Genomic DNA, 17745 nt, shown 5'->3' with positions numbered 1-17745 from the left:
TATCGCTCACAAAACTTAAGCGTATGCTTTCGAGGTAATTTTGCCGAAGCTGGTCAGGGAAGTATCGCTTACAAAACTAAGTGTATGCTTTCGAAGTAGTTTTGCCGAAGCTGGTCAGGGAAGTATCGCTTACAAAACTAAGCGTATGCTTTCGAAGTGGTTTTGCCGAAGCTGTTCAGGGAAGTATCGCTTACAAAACTTTAGGAGGACTTATTCATGTTACTGGAAGCTGTGTACCATCGCCCGCGGTTAAATTGGTCTTACGCCTATAATGAGAGCACGATTCATTTGCGTCTCCGCGCTAAAAAAGGAGATTTAACAGAAGTATTTGCTTTTGCAGGAGATAAATACACTTGGGATACCACAAAAGAGCTAATTCCCATGACCCTCTTCACCTCTGATGCTATGTTCGATTATTGGGAATGTGCCTCTGTTCCCATCTATCGTAGATTGAAATACGGATTCTTACTGCAAAAGGATAATGAGAAAATTTGGATGACCGAAAATGATTTTCAAACGAACCGTCCAGAAAATCCAAACAAGCTGTTCGAGTTCCCATTTATTAACCCCGTTGATGTATTCACTCCACCTGCCTGGGTAAAGGATGCTGTTTTCTATCAGATCTTCCCTGAACGCTTTGCAAATGGCGACCCTAGCCTTGATCCAAAAGATGTTCAGCCATGGGGAGCAGAACCAACACCAACCAACTTTTTTGGCGGCGACCTGCAAGGGGTTATTGATCATCTGGATCATCTTAACGAGCTTGGCATCAACGCTATTTATTTCACACCACTCTTCACAGCAACTACTAATCATAAATACGATACAGAAGATTACATGAAGGTCGACCCGCATTTCGGGGATATTGCGACGTTAAAAAAACTCGTCGACCTCTGCCACAAACGTGGAATTCGTGTGCTGTTAGACGCTGTATTCAACCACTCTGGTGGAACCTTCGCTCCGTTTTTGGATGTTCAGGAAAAGGGAGAAGACTCCATTTACAAAGACTGGTTCCATATTCGTGAGTTTCCGCTTCAAGTTGTAAACGGGATTCCTACTTATGATACTTTTGCCTTTGAACCACATATGCCAAAGCTTAATACCGAACATCCTGAAGTTAAAGAGTACTTACTGAAGGTCGCTGAATTCTGGATTACAGAAGTTGGAATCGATGGTTGGCGCCTTGACGTAGCCAATGAAGTAGATCATGATTTCTGGCGTGAATTCCGCAAGGTGGTAAAGCGCGCTAATCCGGAGGCCTACATCCTTGGAGAAATCTGGCATGAGTCTGCTCCGTGGCTGGAGGGTGATAAATTCGATGCCGTCATGAACTATCCCTTCACTGATGCTGTCTTAGACTTTTTTGTTCATGGTAACCTTGATGCAGAGGGGTTTGCCAACTCTATTGGTAGACAGTTATCGCGCTACCCACTGCAAGCAAGTGAAGTTGCCTTCAATCTGTTAGATAGTCATGACACTCCACGCTTACTCACGCTGGCTGCTGGGGACAAAAATAAAATGCGATTAGCTGCACTATTCCAGTTCACCTTTATGGGTACTCCTTGTATCTATTATGGCGACGAGTTCGGAATGGACGGTGAAGGTGATCCAGGTTGTCGTAAATGCATGGAGTGGAACCCTGAGAAGCAGGATCGTGATCTGTTCGAATTCTACCGTCAGCTCATTCAAATCCGCAATGAGCAACCTGCACTTCGTACGGGGACATTTACTTTCTTAGAGGCAGGTCGACAAGGCAGTAAGATAGCCTACGAGCGCCGATTGGATCTTGAGACTATAGTTGTACTGATCAATAGCGAAGAGACCGCTCAAACGTTCCGTATTGACGTAGACGAGCGAAATTGGGAGAACTTGTTCACGGCCGATACAGTGCGTGCTGAGCGTGGCAAGCTGAACGTGAAGATGCCTGCTTATGGTTTCGCTATACTTAAAGCAATCAACTAGATTTAAATTCCTTTGGCAGTATAAAACATAACAAAACAGGGTATCTCACTAGCTATGATAGCTGTGGGATACCCTGTTTTCTATTAGAGATTACTAAGAATGACTTTCACATTACTAGCCAACTACTAATACTTCGGTGCACTAACAATCAGCACACCGAAGTCCAGTTTTACTTGCTCAGTAGCGTATAAATAATCTGTGCGCTTTCGGCGCGGGTCATCCATCCTTTTGGAGCAAATTGATTGTTCTCTCTGCCTTGGAGAAGCCCTAGACCTGCTGCTGTCTTCACGTAGCTATCTGCCCACTTGCTAATGCTAGATGCATCTGCAAATGTCGTGACACCCACTGCTGGTTCGATCTTCTTACCAGACTTCACTTCAAGCGCACGGATCACCATGATAGCCATTTCCTCACGGGTAATGGAAGCATTCGGCGCAAAAGTATCCTTGCTTCGACCACTAACAATGCCCAGCTTAGAAGCTGTTGCTACGTATGATGAATACCATGCATCTGACTTGATATCAGTAAATTGAACCGGCCCTTCCGCATTTAAACCAAGTGCACGAACTAGTAATGCGGTAAATTCCGCACGACTAACATTGCTCTTCGGATTAAATTCGGTTGTCGTAACCCCTGAAACAATTTGTTTTGCAGCAAGAGACTGAATCGCATGGAATGCCCAATAAGTAGTTGGAACATCCTTAAACGACTTCACAATCTCAAGTACGGCATATTTACTAAAGTGCGTGACTTGTGTAGATATCACGTCTCCATTCAGCTGTCCACCTACGTACTCAAGCTCGCCATTATCGCCTAAATAGTAAATCCCCAATAGATCTTTATTCGATTGACCTTTAATCTTAAACGATATCGTGATTGGCTCATCGAACTTCTTAACTACAATCCGGGTACCATCTTTCTTCAGAATGCTAAGTCTCAGTTCAAACACATCGGAAAGCGAAGTTACGGTCCCCACCTCTTTGTTTAAACCATCGACTAATGCTTTTGTAGCAGACTGGACCAATGGTTTCAGCTCCAACAGGATTTGAGCACCTTCCGCATCCACACCTGAAGCTAAACTTGGTATTGTGCTTAACAGTTTGTTAGGGATAGTAACTAATAGATCCCCCACTTTAAATACTAGATCATTAGATCCCAATGTTTTTGCTGCTTGCAACGGTAACAATACCGCTGTCTTACCTGCAGCAATATCGATTTGCACCTTTCCATCTTTACCATTCTTCAAACTGTCCTCACTGACAACTTGCATATCAGCAGGAGTTGTTGGGCTAACTACAGCACCACCTGAGGTTGGTGTTGGTGTCACTTTAGATACAGCAGCTAGAATAACCGTACCCCCATCATCTCTACTTGGTAGATCAATGATTACTTTTTGATCTTCGGATACCGTGTATGTTTTACCGCTGTACTCATCCTTTACAGATGAATTGGCAGGAAACGGTACTGGAATCGTTGCGGATTCCTCACTTGTCTTAGTGTTAATAACCGTCACGACGTTCTCATTATCGTAAGACTTATTGAAGGCTAAATAACCTAAATCATCTGAACCTGCCAGCTTCGTGCGCGTACCTTTGGAATACACTTTGGAGTATTTTGCACGGATATTCAACAGCTTCTGATAATGATCATGAAGTGGCTTTTCTGCAGTCAACTGATCCCAAGGCATATCTTTACGGTTCTCACTGAACTCACCTTTAGACATGTCTCCTGCATTTTTGCCCGATTTCCCCAGTTCTTCTCCGTAGTAAATGACTGGCTGTCCCTTGGCTGTGATTTGCAGAGCGGCTGCGATTTTCAGCTTGCCTTTATCTCCATCCACATAATTAGACAAGAAGCCATCCTCATCATGACTACTCAGGAATTGAGCCATCATCTTCGTGTTATCAATCTTTAACTCTCGTTCCTGCAAATAGGAATCAACACTGTTAACTTTACCATCAGTAAAGTCTTTCGCAGCATCATTAAATCCAAAATCAAGCAGTCCATCCATCTGGCCTGTTTCGAGCATTCCACCATTGCTATCAATGGTTCCGCCAAAGTATTCACCGGTCATTTTGAAGTTTGGATCAATTGAAGTCAGTGCATTTTTAAATGCTTTCCAAGTTGTATCTTCTACATGTTTGACTGTATCCACACGGAAATAGTCAATCGTATCTCCACGTTCCGTCCGAGCGTTATCTAGCCACCCTGTTTGCCAAGCGATAATTTTTTCACGAACGGCTGGATCTTCCGTTTTGAAATCCGGCAAGCCTGCAAGCTCACCTTTGATTGGATCTGTATCCGCGGATACACCATCCGTACGAAGCATTCCTTCAAAACGTGCTTTATCCTCAGCTGTAATCGTCGGCTCTTTATCCTCAGCCTTTAAACCGTAGCCCGTATGATTGAGTACAACGTCGACCATGATCTTGATGCCCTTGTCATGTGCCTTTTCGATCAATTCCTTGAAGGTTTCCATATCACCAAGATGCTCGTCGAGCTTTGTAAAGTCCTTGGCCCAATAGCCATGATATCCGTATTGTTTGAAGCCATCACCTTTATTAAAATCAATATTATCTACAATTGGCGTAATCCAAAGCGTGTTAATACCAAGTTCTTGCAAATAATCGAGATTGTCGATCATTCCTCGGAAATCACCACCGTGGTATGCTTCCAGTTGATCTTTATCTACATTCTCATTATTTGTTGGATCTCCGTCTTTGAAGCGGTCTGTAAGCGCGAAGTATATACGAGCCTCATCCCAATCAAAATCCAGCTTATCACCTGTGTAGGTTCTCGCTTTTACCTCGAGTTTAGCATTTTCTTTATGTGCATTTCCGTACTGGTCCACGAGCGTAATCGGAATATTTTTGATCCCCGCTGACACCGTGTCCTTCACAGCAACTGTCTGTTTCATCAGCCCCGTATCCAGCTTAACTTTGCTTGGTCCACCAAGATTGGTTAAATCCATGTATCCCTCTGAATATGTTACCTCTTCTGAAGTCACTACATTGATGGTTACAACCGCATTCTGATTAGATGTAACTGCTTCCGGATTCACGGATGTCGTAATCTTAACGTCAGGAATATGATACACAACAATAGATTCATCATTCACTGTATTCTTAGGATCTGTAAATTCAGTAGTGATTCCGTTTTTCGTGATCAAGAACGTATACTTATACGTACCTTCTACTAAATCAGTCAACGTGTAAGTGAACCACTCGTTAGCGGAATCATAAACCATTGGATATGTTTTTCCATTCACTTTTACTTTTGCAGCTGTGATCGCATCCATATTTCCATTACGGAACAAGGCATCATCGCGATATCTAAAAGTAATCGTTCCATCCTTAAGGATAGGACCGCTAATACTTGGTTTGATATCAAACTCCTTCACCCCGCTAGTAACGTTCACTTTAGTGAATAATTCACCCGGCGTCAGCGGAATGATTCGATCATCCCCGTAGGCATCCTTATACTTCCAAGGATCATCCCCTTCACCTTTACGAATGACGAACCCTACACTTGTCGCATTCTCAGCAACCTCAATCAAAACACTCGCTGTGCCATTCTTAAAGGTTGTAAAATCAATCTGATCATTTTTCACTCCTGTATTCCAGACCCAGATGTTCCAATCCTTATAATCCTTATCACTACGGGTATAATTGAACAGAACATATCTCTTATCCGTAACCTTAACTGTAACGGTTGTAGAAATACCGCCATAAGTGATGGTAATTACAGCTGTTCCATTACCAATTGCCTTCACTTGACCTTTATTGGTTACTGTAGCCACTTCAGGCTTATTGGAAGTGTAAGTAGCCAATTGCGTAACATTTCTTCTGCTGTTGTCGTCGTACTTCGCAAAAACAGCTGTTTGATGCGTTTTGCCTGCTGCCAGCGTATAGCTCGCACTATCGGTCTCTATAGAAGTAAGCGTAGCGGCTTCAGCTTCCATTTTGATAATCACTGCAGTCAAAGGATCAAGCTTGATTGAATTAGCATTTAAAATGAAACCACTCTGTTGACTAACCGCAGTAACACCAGCTTCATCATTGTCAACAAGCACCTGACCACTCGTCAAATCCTCCGATAAAGTCAGAGTTCTTTCTGTGCTATCGCCATTCATGAAGACATAATAGATACCTGTGCCATCAGTAGCTTTGTTTGAATAGCCAATGACAAGATCATCAGTCTTCATTTCTGGAGCAGGAATTAGGTTAACATTGGAATCAACCAGATCCTTGTCGCCCAATCGGAATGCATCCGTAGACTTTCTTAATTCCATCAGACCTGACGTATATTTTCTTGTCGTGTTCTGTACTGGGAATTGTGATTCATCCGTTGCTTTGGTCCAATCAAACATGTTGACCGCATCCGAAGAATCATACGAATCATGAATAAAATATCCGAATGATTTGCCTTCACTATCAAACATTTCAGTGTATTTATCCTGAGGAACCGTGGTTCCATTCCACTGTTTGGTACGCCCATATTCTTGACCCGCATGAATGAAGGCTGTACCTTGGGAGGTTAGAACAAGCATGTTTCCAAGTCTGATCCGTTTCTGGATTTCAAGCTCATTCTCCGCAATTGCAGGATCTTTCTTGATTGTTTGTGCAATGACATCATGCAGCGTCAGGTTATCATGAGCTTCGATGTACGGAACGATATCACCTGGATCATCGGCAGGTGTGTTTGATGGCTCCGCTTTAATATTGTTAAAGATTGTCGCTATTGGACGCGCTCCACCTGTGATAAATCTAGGTTGACCTTCGGAACCATAACCAGATTTCAATTCATTACGGAATTCATCAGAGAAAACACCGACGCTATCCGTTTTATCCATCCAGTCCTGATCTGCACCTTTTCCAGCAAGGGAAGGATCGGCTGCGGCGCCACCGAATGTTCTCCAGCCTTCACCGATAAAGAGAGCCTTCGGATTTATTGCTGCCGCGGCGTCATAAGCATGCTGCACAGCCTCTGCTGTCGCATCGCCCATCATGTCCCAGCGCATTCCATCTATCTTGTACTCTTCAAACCAATATTTCACGGAATCTACCATCAGTTTCTCAGCCATTTTATGGTTGGTGGCCAGATTGTTTCCGAAACCTCCGATAAAGTTACCGTTTGCATCTTGGAACGCGTAGTAATTAGGAACGATGTCGTTTAAAAATTCTTTTTTAGCCATATGTGTGTACACTACATCCAGAATGACACCCATTCCAGCTTCATGTACGGCGTCTATCAAACCTTTTAATTCTTCAATCCGCTCTTCAGGATCGGCAGGATTCTGAGAATAAGCACCGTCTGGAGAGAAGTAGTTGTGAGGATCATATCCCCAGTTGTATTCATTGTTTTTAGCGGAATATTCTGTTTCTCTAGTCCCCATCTTCGTCTCATCCCCGTAATACCAAGCCATTACAGGAAGTAATTGAATATGAGTTACACCGAGAGATTTAATATAATCGAGCTTCTTTTCAAAAGCGCTATAAGAGCCCCATCTTTCGCCACTCAGACTATCTTCGATCGATACATCGGATGTAAAGTCTCTGACGTGGACTTCATAAATGATTGCATCCTCACGTTTTTCGTAGCCTTTAATATCTGCATAACCAAAGTTATCCGGGTTCGTCTGGCTTAAATCAACGATAGCCGCTTTACCGACTGTATCCCCGCCAGCACCAGCAGCACCCGTGGTGTCCACTGTAAAAACCGCCATTGATTTAGCATAAGGATCAAGGACCTTATTGGTTACACCGTCATTCGTCACTTCATATTGATAAAAGAATCCTCTTACATCGGTTGCATTAGTTTTTGTTAGATCAGTCGGCTTCAAATTGACCGACCAGACCCCTTGCTCACCGCTCGTTAAGTCAACACTACCCACGAGCACGTTGGAGTCATTCTTATCGTACACATTGACGACAACCGAGCTAGCTTTAGGTGCCCACAATTTTAACGTGGCTGTTTTGTCAGCGTTATACGTAGCCCCTAGATCATCTCCTGTATAATTGTACATTTCATCAAGCATTCTCCAACCACTAACAGCTGAGACCGTTTTTCCTGAATAAGTAACGCTAAGCGGAACTTTATTCATATCAAAGTCTTTTGTATCGACTTCGATTGAAGTTTTGCTTGTTATGGTTACAGCAGACACAGGAATAGCAACACCGTCTTTATCTTTAACGGTAATCTCATTCTTTAATGCTGCTGCATCCAAGCCGTCGGTTAACGTGAAGCCTAGAAGGATTTTGCTCGTCGATAACACTTCTGCGGAAACTAAACCGATAGGTGTTTCACCAAACGGAGAAACATATACATTGTTGTCTCCTTCTTTAACCCATAGCTGATTATAACGATCTAACAGGCTGAAGGTTTTATTGTCCCCGTCTTTATCTCCGTTCGAAGGCTTCATTACAATAAAACCGATTTTCTTGGCACCCTCTATGAGTGGGACATCGACATAAGCACCGAAATTATCCTTTTGATCCACTTTGAAAGGAGTCGCAGGAGTCGGCCAAGAACCAAGTGTATCCGAAGGTGTGGACACGTCATCCCATAGCCATAATCCATACTGATCATGATTAGTATCAGATCTCATATAGTGGATCCGAACAGTATTCGCCGGAAGCTTAACCGGTTCATAAGGCGTAACTACATCAGAGCCTTCTGTGATCCATACTTCATTAGTTTGTGGAGTACTAATCGAGAAGTTCTTGTCTCCTCCGTCTTTCTCCCCACTTGCACGCTTAAGCGCGATGAATGAGATCTTCTGAGCTCCATCCTTAATCGGCACATCAACATATGCTCCATAGGAATCCATTTGTCCATCAGGAAAAGGGGTCGCACCCATAGCCCAATCAACAGAAGGGCTTACAACATCACCCCATAGCCACAATCCCTTATCAGAGTAATCACTAGCTTTGTAGTGAACACGGATGTTCCCTGCTGGAACAGGTGTAACCTCTACAGGTCCCGAAGGAATTTTATATTCTGCAGTTACACTATGATCTCCAGTGTTGTACTTGAAGGTTACCTGAAGATCTAGCGGAAGGTTCAAAGTAAGATCGCTTTCTGGATAAGACATATCCTCTGCTTCTGTGGCTCCCGGAACGGAAACCTTATATGTGTAATCTCCCTGCGGCAGACTAACAACTGTACTGTACACTCCATCAAAATCAGGGTCTGATAACGTGGACAATGCCTCTGCTGGCAGGCTTCCTGTCAATCTTGGCAGCTTATCCGCAGCAATTGGCGTGTAGTACGTAGAATCAGCTATTTTATGAGTGATGTCATTATAATAAAAGGTTACAGTCGTTTCTTCTTCTAACTTTATGTGGATATTCTCTCCATCATTTTTCCCTTGAGGGTTTGTATACTTTGCAAATCCATAGTTCTCATCCCAACTATCATTCAGAGTAACCTTGTAATTATATTCTCCCGCTGGCAGAGTCCCAGTAAAAGAATATAGACCATTATCTGAGTAGGTCATTTGGGTGACTACTGATTTCTCATCCCAATCCTTGCTGGGAGTTTCCGCCCCAGAGGGTGTTAACTCTGACTGCAAATCACCGACTAAAACTACCTTTGTCGTTTCTGCAGAAACACTAGCTGGGTGTAATCCAAGACTGGAGAACACGAGAGCAACGATCATGAAGATCGCGAACGTCCTCTTACCCCATAAAGTTATTTTCATTCTGTAAAACCTCCCATGATTATGAAATTACCTTTTTGCAAGCGGATACATAATTTCTCGAACCCCGCCATTTATTTTGAGGTTATGAAATCATGCGTCTTCCTTCTGTAGTTGGAGAAGGTCTATGTGTACGGCTCGTCAAACCGGATTAACGGCATCACCATCCTTATCAAAGTAAAAGATCATCAAAATTACACGAAATCAGTGCAAACGTTTGCAATAAGTCGTGCACAAACCTAAGTACATAAATCTCATTCTTTAGTACACCGCATTCTGACCCAAATTCAGCCAATGTAAACGCTTGCTATATTTTGATTTACATACTAATGCTGTATTTATGGTATTGTCAACCAGTATTTTTATGTATTGAACGAACTCAAATTATAATAAAAGTAAAAATAAAGAAAAATAAACCTGATAATCCCATTTAGGATTTATCCATTTTTTGAATGTCTCTCTAATTCCATTCCTCGAATCAAATTGCTCCAAAAAATTTAAGCCACACGTTTGCATTTACGAAATGCTCTTTTCGAAGGAATTGGATATCTTTTATACATATTAAGATCAATCTTGCTAAATCATTCATACTTTTTTGGTGAAAACAAACAATTTTACACATAAATTTCTAATACTCTTTCCAAAAGTAGCAATATTGCCCTTCCAAATGACTTTATCTATTTACAATTTAGAACTCTTAGATTAATATTACTGTGTAAAGCAAACGGTTCCATAAGGAGGTTTCTATGACAGTTACCATTAAGGATGTGGCCAAGAAAGCGGGAGTATCTCCCTCCACGGTATCCCGGGTATTGTCCAATCACCCCAGAATCAGCCTGGAAACTTCCCGCAAGGTCAAAGCTATTATGGAAGATATGGGCTATACACCTAACATGATGGCTAAGAGTCTAGTGTCGAAAACTACAAACAGCATATGCTTCAGTCTTCCTAAACCAGCTGAAGAGCTGTTCTCAAATCTATTTTTTATGGAATTAATCCGGGGGATCGTTACACAAGCTAGCCGTTCCGGCTACGATGTGCTAATTAGCTCAGGAGCAAACGAGAAGGAAGAATTGGAAGCCGTTTCAAGACTTCTAAAGGGTCGTCGGGTAGATGGTGTTATTCTCCTGTACTCTCGTACGGATGATGCTGTTATTGATTTTCTTGAGAGTAACGATTATCCATTCGTGCTGGTAGGCCGAAGTGATCGATATGAGAATATTTTATCTGTCGATAACGATAATGTGATGGCAGCATATGATGCTACAAACCACCTCATTTCGATGGGTCATGAACGTATTGGCTTCGTAAGTGGACCGCCGAATCTAATTGTTTCTCGCGATCGTCTCGCAGGATACCGTAAAGCATTGCTGAATAGCGGTCTTGAAATGCGTGATGAATGGATTGTAGAAGGTGAATTTCTACAGGATAGCGGATATAGAGCGATGTCTTTTTTCATGAATTTGCCTAATCGGCCTACTGCACTAGTTGCAGTGGATGATATGGTATCGTTCGGAATTTTACGCGGATTGAATGAACTGAAATACAAAGTGCCTGACGATCTCGCTATTGTGAGCTTTAACAATATTCCATTATCTGAATTATCCAGTCCTCCGATCAGTAGTATTGATATTGGAATTTACCATCTTGGATACACTGCATCTCAGGTACTTATCCAGAATATCAAGAGTCCGAATCACGATGCTGGTTATACAAACCGATTTGTTATTCCACATCGATTGATCGTGAGAGAGTCATCCATGTACTCTCATGCTAAGAACAAAACCGAATGAATAAGTGAAGCGATCAAACGCTTCATTTATTTTTTGAAAATCTGTACAAACGTTTGCGCTAAATTACTAAAACTTCTTGATCCAGTTCTTTTCAGGGTGAATATTCGAATCTGAGGTTAAGATAAACTTAACATCTTTAGCAAAGACTTATACGAATTGAAAGCAAATTCAGATACGATTACCCAATGGATCACGATACTGTCACAAATTTTAGGAGGTACTACAATGACGGAAATTAAAGCCTGCTTGTTCGATTTGGATGGTGTTATCGTTGATACTGCCAAATACCATTATATCGCATGGAAAGAGCTTGCAGATGGATTAGGATTTCTCTTCACAGAACAAGATAACGAACGCCTTAAAGGAGTCAGCAGAACTGCCTCGCTAAACATTTTGCTGGAAATCGGCGGACTAACTATCGATGAAGAAGAGAAAGCTAAGCTTGCAGAACAGAAGAATAATCGTTATGTCGAATATATTGCGAAGATGGATAGCTCAGAGATTTTGCCAGGTGCGCTTGATTTTTTGAAAGAGTGCCGTGAGAATGGCATCAAAGTTGCCCTCGGTTCTGCTAGTAAGAACGCAATGACGATATTAAACAATACCGGTTTGACCCCTTACTTTGATGCGATCATCGATGGCACACACACTAGTGCTGCTAAACCTGATCCGGAAGTTTTTCTTTTAGGAGCTAAAGCACTTGGCGCTGATCCAAAAAACTGTGTTGTCTTCGAAGATGCAGAAGCAGGAATTGAAGCTGCGTCACGTGCTGGAATGTTCAGTGTTGGTATTGGTTCACCAGAAACGCTCAATGCGGCGAACATCGTCGTTCCATCGCTCGCTCATATGAGTGTGTCAAAGCTCAAAGAATCTTTTGCTTAAAGTCTATCGAACATTAATCAACTGAAAGTGTTAATGTGATTCGCCCTGCTGCATTCCACTTATAAATGAAATATATGTTACATCTAGAGCATCGCTTGAAGTGGAGATGGCGAAAGAATTGTGTAGAAGCGTAGCGTTCGCCTTTGTCCCCAGATGCTCACCTTTAACTCTTCAAATTTAAGCATCTGGGGACAACAGCGATCGGAACAACCTTTCGCCAGCGGAGCGACTCACAAGCACCCAAGTAGAGATATAGTTCACTTTATATATCCCCACAACATATTTAAAGGAGCCGGTTATCGTGAAACAATATTTAACAATTGATGAATGGTCCATTATTGAAGAATCTTTTGATCCACAGACACAAGAAATCTCTGAAAGTGTATTTAGCCTTGGCAACGGATTTATGGGTGGTCGAGCTAATTTTGAAGAGCAATATAGTGGAAGTAGCCTACAAGGCAGCTACATGGCTGGCGTGTACTATCCTGACAAAACACGGGTCGGCTGGTGGAAGAACGGCTATCCTGAATATTTTGCTAAAGTACTGAACAGCACGAACTGGATCGGTATTAACATCGACATTGAAGGAACTTCTTTAGACCTGGCAAAATGTACGGTTTCCGATTTCCGTCGTGTTCTTAACATGAAGGAAGGTACGCTTTCCCGTTGTTTCACTGCCACACTCGAAGATGGTAAGGAAGTTAAAGTTGAGAGTATCCGATTCGTCAGCATGACTCGTCAAGAAATCGGTGCTATTCGTTACTCCATCATTCCTGTGAATTTCTCAGGCAAGATTACGATCACTCCTTATCTCGACGGTGACGTGAAGAACAAGGATTCCAACTACGACGAGAAATTCTGGAATGAAGTTGAGAAGCAAGCTGGCACTGAAGGTGGACACCTCACCCTTAAGACCAAAAAGCTCGATTTCCATGTAACCTCTGCTATGGCTTTTGATATTCTTGTCAACGGTGAGAAGGTCAATTCTGAAGCTGAAGCCATTGAACAAGAGAAATATGTAGCCAGCAAAATGAATGTATCCGTACAATCTGGCGATCAAATCGTCATTTATAAATATGTTGCCAATGTTACCTCGCGTAATCATGGTCTTGGACAACTGGTCGATGCCGCTCAAACTGCTCTGCAAGCTGCTAAGGAAGCTGGTTTTGTAACCCTTTTGACAGAACAAATAGAAGCTTGGAGAGAGAAGTGGAAAGAAAGCGACATCATTATTGAAGGTGACGTTTCTGCACAACAAGCGATTCGCTTCAATATTTTCCAGCTAAACCAAACCTACAATGGTGAAGATGACCGTCTGAACATCGGACCTAAAGGCTTTACAGGTGAAAAATACGGCGGCAGCACTTACTGGGACACAGAGGCGTATTGCGTTCCCTTCTATCTCAGTACTGCGGACTCCTCTATTGCTCGCAACCTGTTGATCTACCGTTACAAGCATTTGGAGAAGGCTAAGGAGAATGCTCGTAAGCTTGGTTTCGCAAAAGGCGCATTGTACCCGATGGTTACAATGAACGGTGAAGAGTGTCACAATGAGTGGGAAATTACTTTTGAAGAAATTCACCGTAACGGTGCCATTGCTTATGCGATTTATAACTATGTGAACTACACTGGAGACAAAGCTTATCTTGGTCAATATGGCCTTGAAGTTCTAGTGGAGATCTCCCGCTTCTGGGAAGAACGTGTTCACTATGCAAATCGTAAAGACAAATACGTGATGCTTGGCGTAACGGGACCTAATGAATACGAAAATAACGTAAATAATAACTGGTACACCAACCGGATGGCTTCATGGACAATGGAATATACCTTAGAAGCCTTGGATTATCTGAAAAAGAACGAGTCCACGCGTTATGCAGAACTAGTTGACAAACTAGGACTACAAGAGAACGAAACCGCAAAATGGAATGATATCATTGCCAAAATGTATTATCCTGCGGATGAAGAACTGGGTATCTTCTTGCAGCAAGATGGTTTCCTAGACAAAGAGATTATTCAAGTCAAGGATCTGGCAGCTGAGAACCTGCCACTAAACCAAAAATGGTCTTGGGATCGTATCCTTCGTTCTTGCTTCATTAAACAAGCGGACGTTCTGCAGGGATTATATTTCCTAGGGGACCGTTATGATCTTGATACCAAAAAGCGGAATTTCGACTTTTACGAGCCGATCACTGTTCATGAGTCCTCCCTATCCCCTTGTATCCACTCTATTCTAGCCAGCGAACTAGGATATAAGGATAAGGCTTATGAAATGTACTTGCGTACTTCAAGACTGGATCTCGATAACTATAACAATGATACCGAAGACGGCTTACACAGCACCAGTATGGCTGGTACTTGGATGTCAATCGTACATGGCTTCGGCGGATTACGCGTGCATGATGGCAGACTGACTCTAAGCCCATCGAACCCAGGACACTGGACAGCGTACTCTTTCAAAATCATGTTCCGCGGCTCCCGTCTAAAAGTAAGCGTTTCTGACGCACAGGTTACGGTTACGAATGAAACTGATATTCCAGCTTCTATTACTATCTATGACAAAGAATATACCGTGAACGGACTAAGCAGCATCACTGCTGATAGCAATTCCGTCACAGTATAAACCGACACCACAAGAGACCCTTGAAGCCAATAGCTTTTTAGGGTCTCTTTATTTTTTTCCTAAATGGATAACTTATATAAGGAGTGATTATTAATGAAAAGAACCTTTTGGAAGGAAGCTGTCGTTTATCAAATCTATCCACGCAGCTTTCAAGATAGTAATGGAGATGGTATTGGTGATCTGCAAGGCATCATTTCACGTCTGGATTATTTGCAGAAGCTCGGCGTCGATGTAGTTTGGTTGTCACCGGTATATAAATCGCCAAATGATGATAATGGTTATGACATCAGCAATTATGAAGATATTATGGATGAATTCGGCACGCTAAAAGACTGGGAGGAATTACTGGCAGGACTGCATGATCGTGGCATTAAGCTAATGATGGACCTAGTAATCAACCACTCATCAGATGAACATCAATGGTTCGTAGAGTCCCGTTCGTCAAAAAATAATCCGTACCGTGATTACTACATATGGCGTCCAGGTGGACCCAATGGCGAACGCCCAAACAATTGGAGTTCCATCTTCAGCGGTCCGGCTTGGGAACTAGATGAGACTACCGGTGAATACTACCTACATCTGTTCTCACGCAAGCAACCGGATCTCAACTGGGACAATCCAAAGCTGCGCGAGGAATTGTACAAGATGATTACCTTCTGGCTCGACAAGGGTGTGGATGGATTACGGATGGACGTAATTAATTTGATTTCTAAAGCGGAAGGGCTACCTTCCTTTCAAATCGAGGGCGAGGCGCCAGAGGAACTTGCTTGGGGTGGCGATTACTTTATGAATGGACCGCGGGTCCATGAGTTTTTACATGAAATGAACCAAAAGGTTCTTTCGGGCTATGACATTATGACCGTCGGGGAAACGCCAGGGGCTTCAGTAGAGGATGCCGTTCTTTACACAGACGAAGATCGTGAAGAGCTTCAAATGGTATTCCAATTCGAGCATATGGACGTAGATTCCGGCCCAGGAGGCAAATGGGATGTAGCCCCATGGACATTAACTAAACTGCGCGACATCCTTCATAAATGGCAGGTCGGTCTGGCTGACAAGGGTTGGAATAGTCTGTACTTAAACAATCATGACCAACCGCGTATGGTTTCACGATTTGGTGATGACGGGAAGTACCGCGTAATCTCTGCCAAAATGCTCGCTACCTTACTACATACACTTAAAGGCACTCCCTATATTTACCAAGGTGAAGAAATTGGGATGACGAATGTAAAATTCACAACGCTGGAAGATTATAAAGACATCGAAATTCTGAATATGTACCGTGAAAAAGTAACTGAGGGTGGCGCAGATCATGATACGATTCTGAACGCTATCCATGTCAAAGGCCGGGATAACGCCCGTACTCCAATGCAATGGGATGCATCATCTAATGCTGGATTTTCAGAGGGAGAACCATGGCTCAAAGTGAATCCGATTTACAAAGATATTAACGTAGAGCAAGCATTAGCGGATTCTGATTCAATCTTCTACTACTACCAAAAGCTAATTGCTTTGCGCAAAGAGAATCCGATTATGGTATATGGGGAGTATAAGCTACTCCTACCTGACCATGAAAATATCTATGCCTACACTAGAACTTTAGATGATGAGCAATGGCTAATCCTGCTGAACTTCAGCGAGGCTCCTCAAACCGTTGATCTCTCCGCTGAGCTGAGCAACGTTACTGATTTAATCATTGGAAATTACCCGGATGAATCATCAATAATAGAAATCCTACGTCCATACGAAGCAAGAGTGTATAAATTACAAAGCTGACTCTCTTCACCTTCCTGAGTTATACTATATAGGATGATTTTGTTAAGATCATTCTTCCACCAGCAACCTGTCATTAGAGAGCAAGGAATAACAGGATTTGCAAATGGTGGCATGATAGTATGAACTCAAAGGGAGATGGCAGACTTGGAATGGCTTATCCGCATGAAAGAAGCTTTAGATTATATGGAGAGCAAGATGGAGGAACCCTTTAATACAGAAGATATAGCAAAGGTAGCTTATTCCTCCCCCTTTCACTTCCAGCGCATGTTCTTCATGCTTACCGGAGTATCAGTCAAAGACTATATCCGTAAACGGAGATTAACTCTGGCGGCACAGGAACTCGCTATTTCTAAAGTTAGGGTGCTAGATGTAGCATTAAAATACGGATATGACTCTCCCGAATCGTTTGCCAAAGCATTCCGCAAGGCACATGGAATTACACCATCAGCTGCGCGGGAGTCAGGGGTAGAGCTCAAAGCTTTCCCAAGACTCTCCTTCCATCTATCACTGAAGGGAGATAAAGAAATGGACTACAGAATTGAGACAAGAGACGCCTTTAATGTTATCGGACTTGTTGAGGAAATGACAACAAAAAATGGGGAGAATCTGCGCCGCATCCCCCAGTTGTGGATAGAAGCAAACGCAAATGGTACGTCGGATAAACTGATTGAGATAGGTGATGATAAGGACATCCTTGGTATTTGTAAAGATTTTAATCACGAAAAAGAAACTTTCTCCTATTGGATTGCTGTCGAAGCCTCTCCAGAGACGGATGCTCAGGGATTTGCTTCTACGACGATACCAGCTGCGAGTTGGGCTGTGTTCACCTCAGTTGGGCCGATGCCGGATGCTATCCAGCAGGTATGGGCACGTATTTTCCAAGAGTGGTTCCCTTCCACAGGCTACGAGCATACAGGTGGACCTGAGTTTGAGTTATACCTTCCGGGAAGACCTGATGCAGAGGATTATCGCTGTGAGATCTGGATACCGGTTATGAAAAAAAATTAATGCTT

7 protein-coding genes are annotated in these 17745 nt (G+C 42.8%); 6 read left to right on the top strand and 1 reads right to left on the bottom strand.

The features are described from left to right. Nucleotides 1-216 precede the first annotated feature (216 nt). Nucleotides 217-1962, top strand: a complete 1746-nt coding sequence (locus ACN6MV_RS09125) for an alpha-glycosidase (RefSeq protein ID WP_419886195.1) — start codon at nt 217-219, stop codon at nt 1960-1962. A gap of 169 nt (nt 1963-2131) precedes the next feature. Here ACN6MV_RS09125 and ACN6MV_RS09120 read toward each other — a convergent pair whose 3' ends face one another. Then, nucleotides 2132-9664 carry a pullulanase gene (locus tag ACN6MV_RS09120; protein WP_419886194.1) on the bottom strand — a complete coding sequence of 2511 codons (7533 nt, stop codon included), beginning with the start codon at nt 9662-9664 and terminating at the stop codon, nt 2132-2134. A 743-nt stretch (nt 9665-10407) separates the two neighbouring features. Here ACN6MV_RS09120 and ACN6MV_RS09115 point away from each other — a divergent pair. The 5 genes from ACN6MV_RS09115 to ACN6MV_RS09095 all read left to right on the top strand — a co-directional run bounded on the left by ACN6MV_RS09115 (nt 10408) and on the right by ACN6MV_RS09095 (nt 17740). Continuing rightward, entirely contained in the window at nt 10408-11454 is a 1047-nt protein-coding gene (locus tag ACN6MV_RS09115) for a LacI family DNA-binding transcriptional regulator (RefSeq protein WP_042186323.1), read from the top strand. Between the two features lie 225 nt (nt 11455-11679). Next, nucleotides 11680-12336 carry a beta-phosphoglucomutase gene (gene pgmB, locus ACN6MV_RS09110; protein WP_419886193.1) on the top strand — a complete coding sequence of 219 codons (657 nt, stop codon included), beginning with the start codon at nt 11680-11682 and terminating at the stop codon, nt 12334-12336. Between the two features lie 301 nt (nt 12337-12637). Further along, nucleotides 12638-14956, top strand: a complete 2319-nt coding sequence (locus ACN6MV_RS09105; RefSeq protein WP_419886192.1) for a glycoside hydrolase family 65 protein — start codon at nt 12638-12640, stop codon at nt 14954-14956. 93 nt (nt 14957-15049) lie between these two features. After that, nucleotides 15050-16732: a glycoside hydrolase family 13 protein gene (locus ACN6MV_RS09100; protein ID WP_419886191.1), complete on the top strand. Its 1683-nt coding sequence runs from the start codon at nt 15050-15052 to the stop codon at nt 16730-16732. A 144-nt stretch (nt 16733-16876) separates the two neighbouring features. Next, entirely contained in the window at nt 16877-17740 is an 864-nt protein-coding gene (locus ACN6MV_RS09095; RefSeq protein ID WP_419886190.1) for an AraC family transcriptional regulator, read from the top strand. The last annotated feature ends 5 nt before the right edge of the window (nt 17741-17745 follow it).

Origin of the sequence: Paenibacillus sp. B-A-8, from assembly GCF_048572915.1 — a bacterium.
GTDB lineage: Bacteria > Bacillota > Bacilli > Paenibacillales > Paenibacillaceae > Paenibacillus_AQ.
This window is presented reverse-complemented; position numbering and strand designations above follow the sequence as displayed.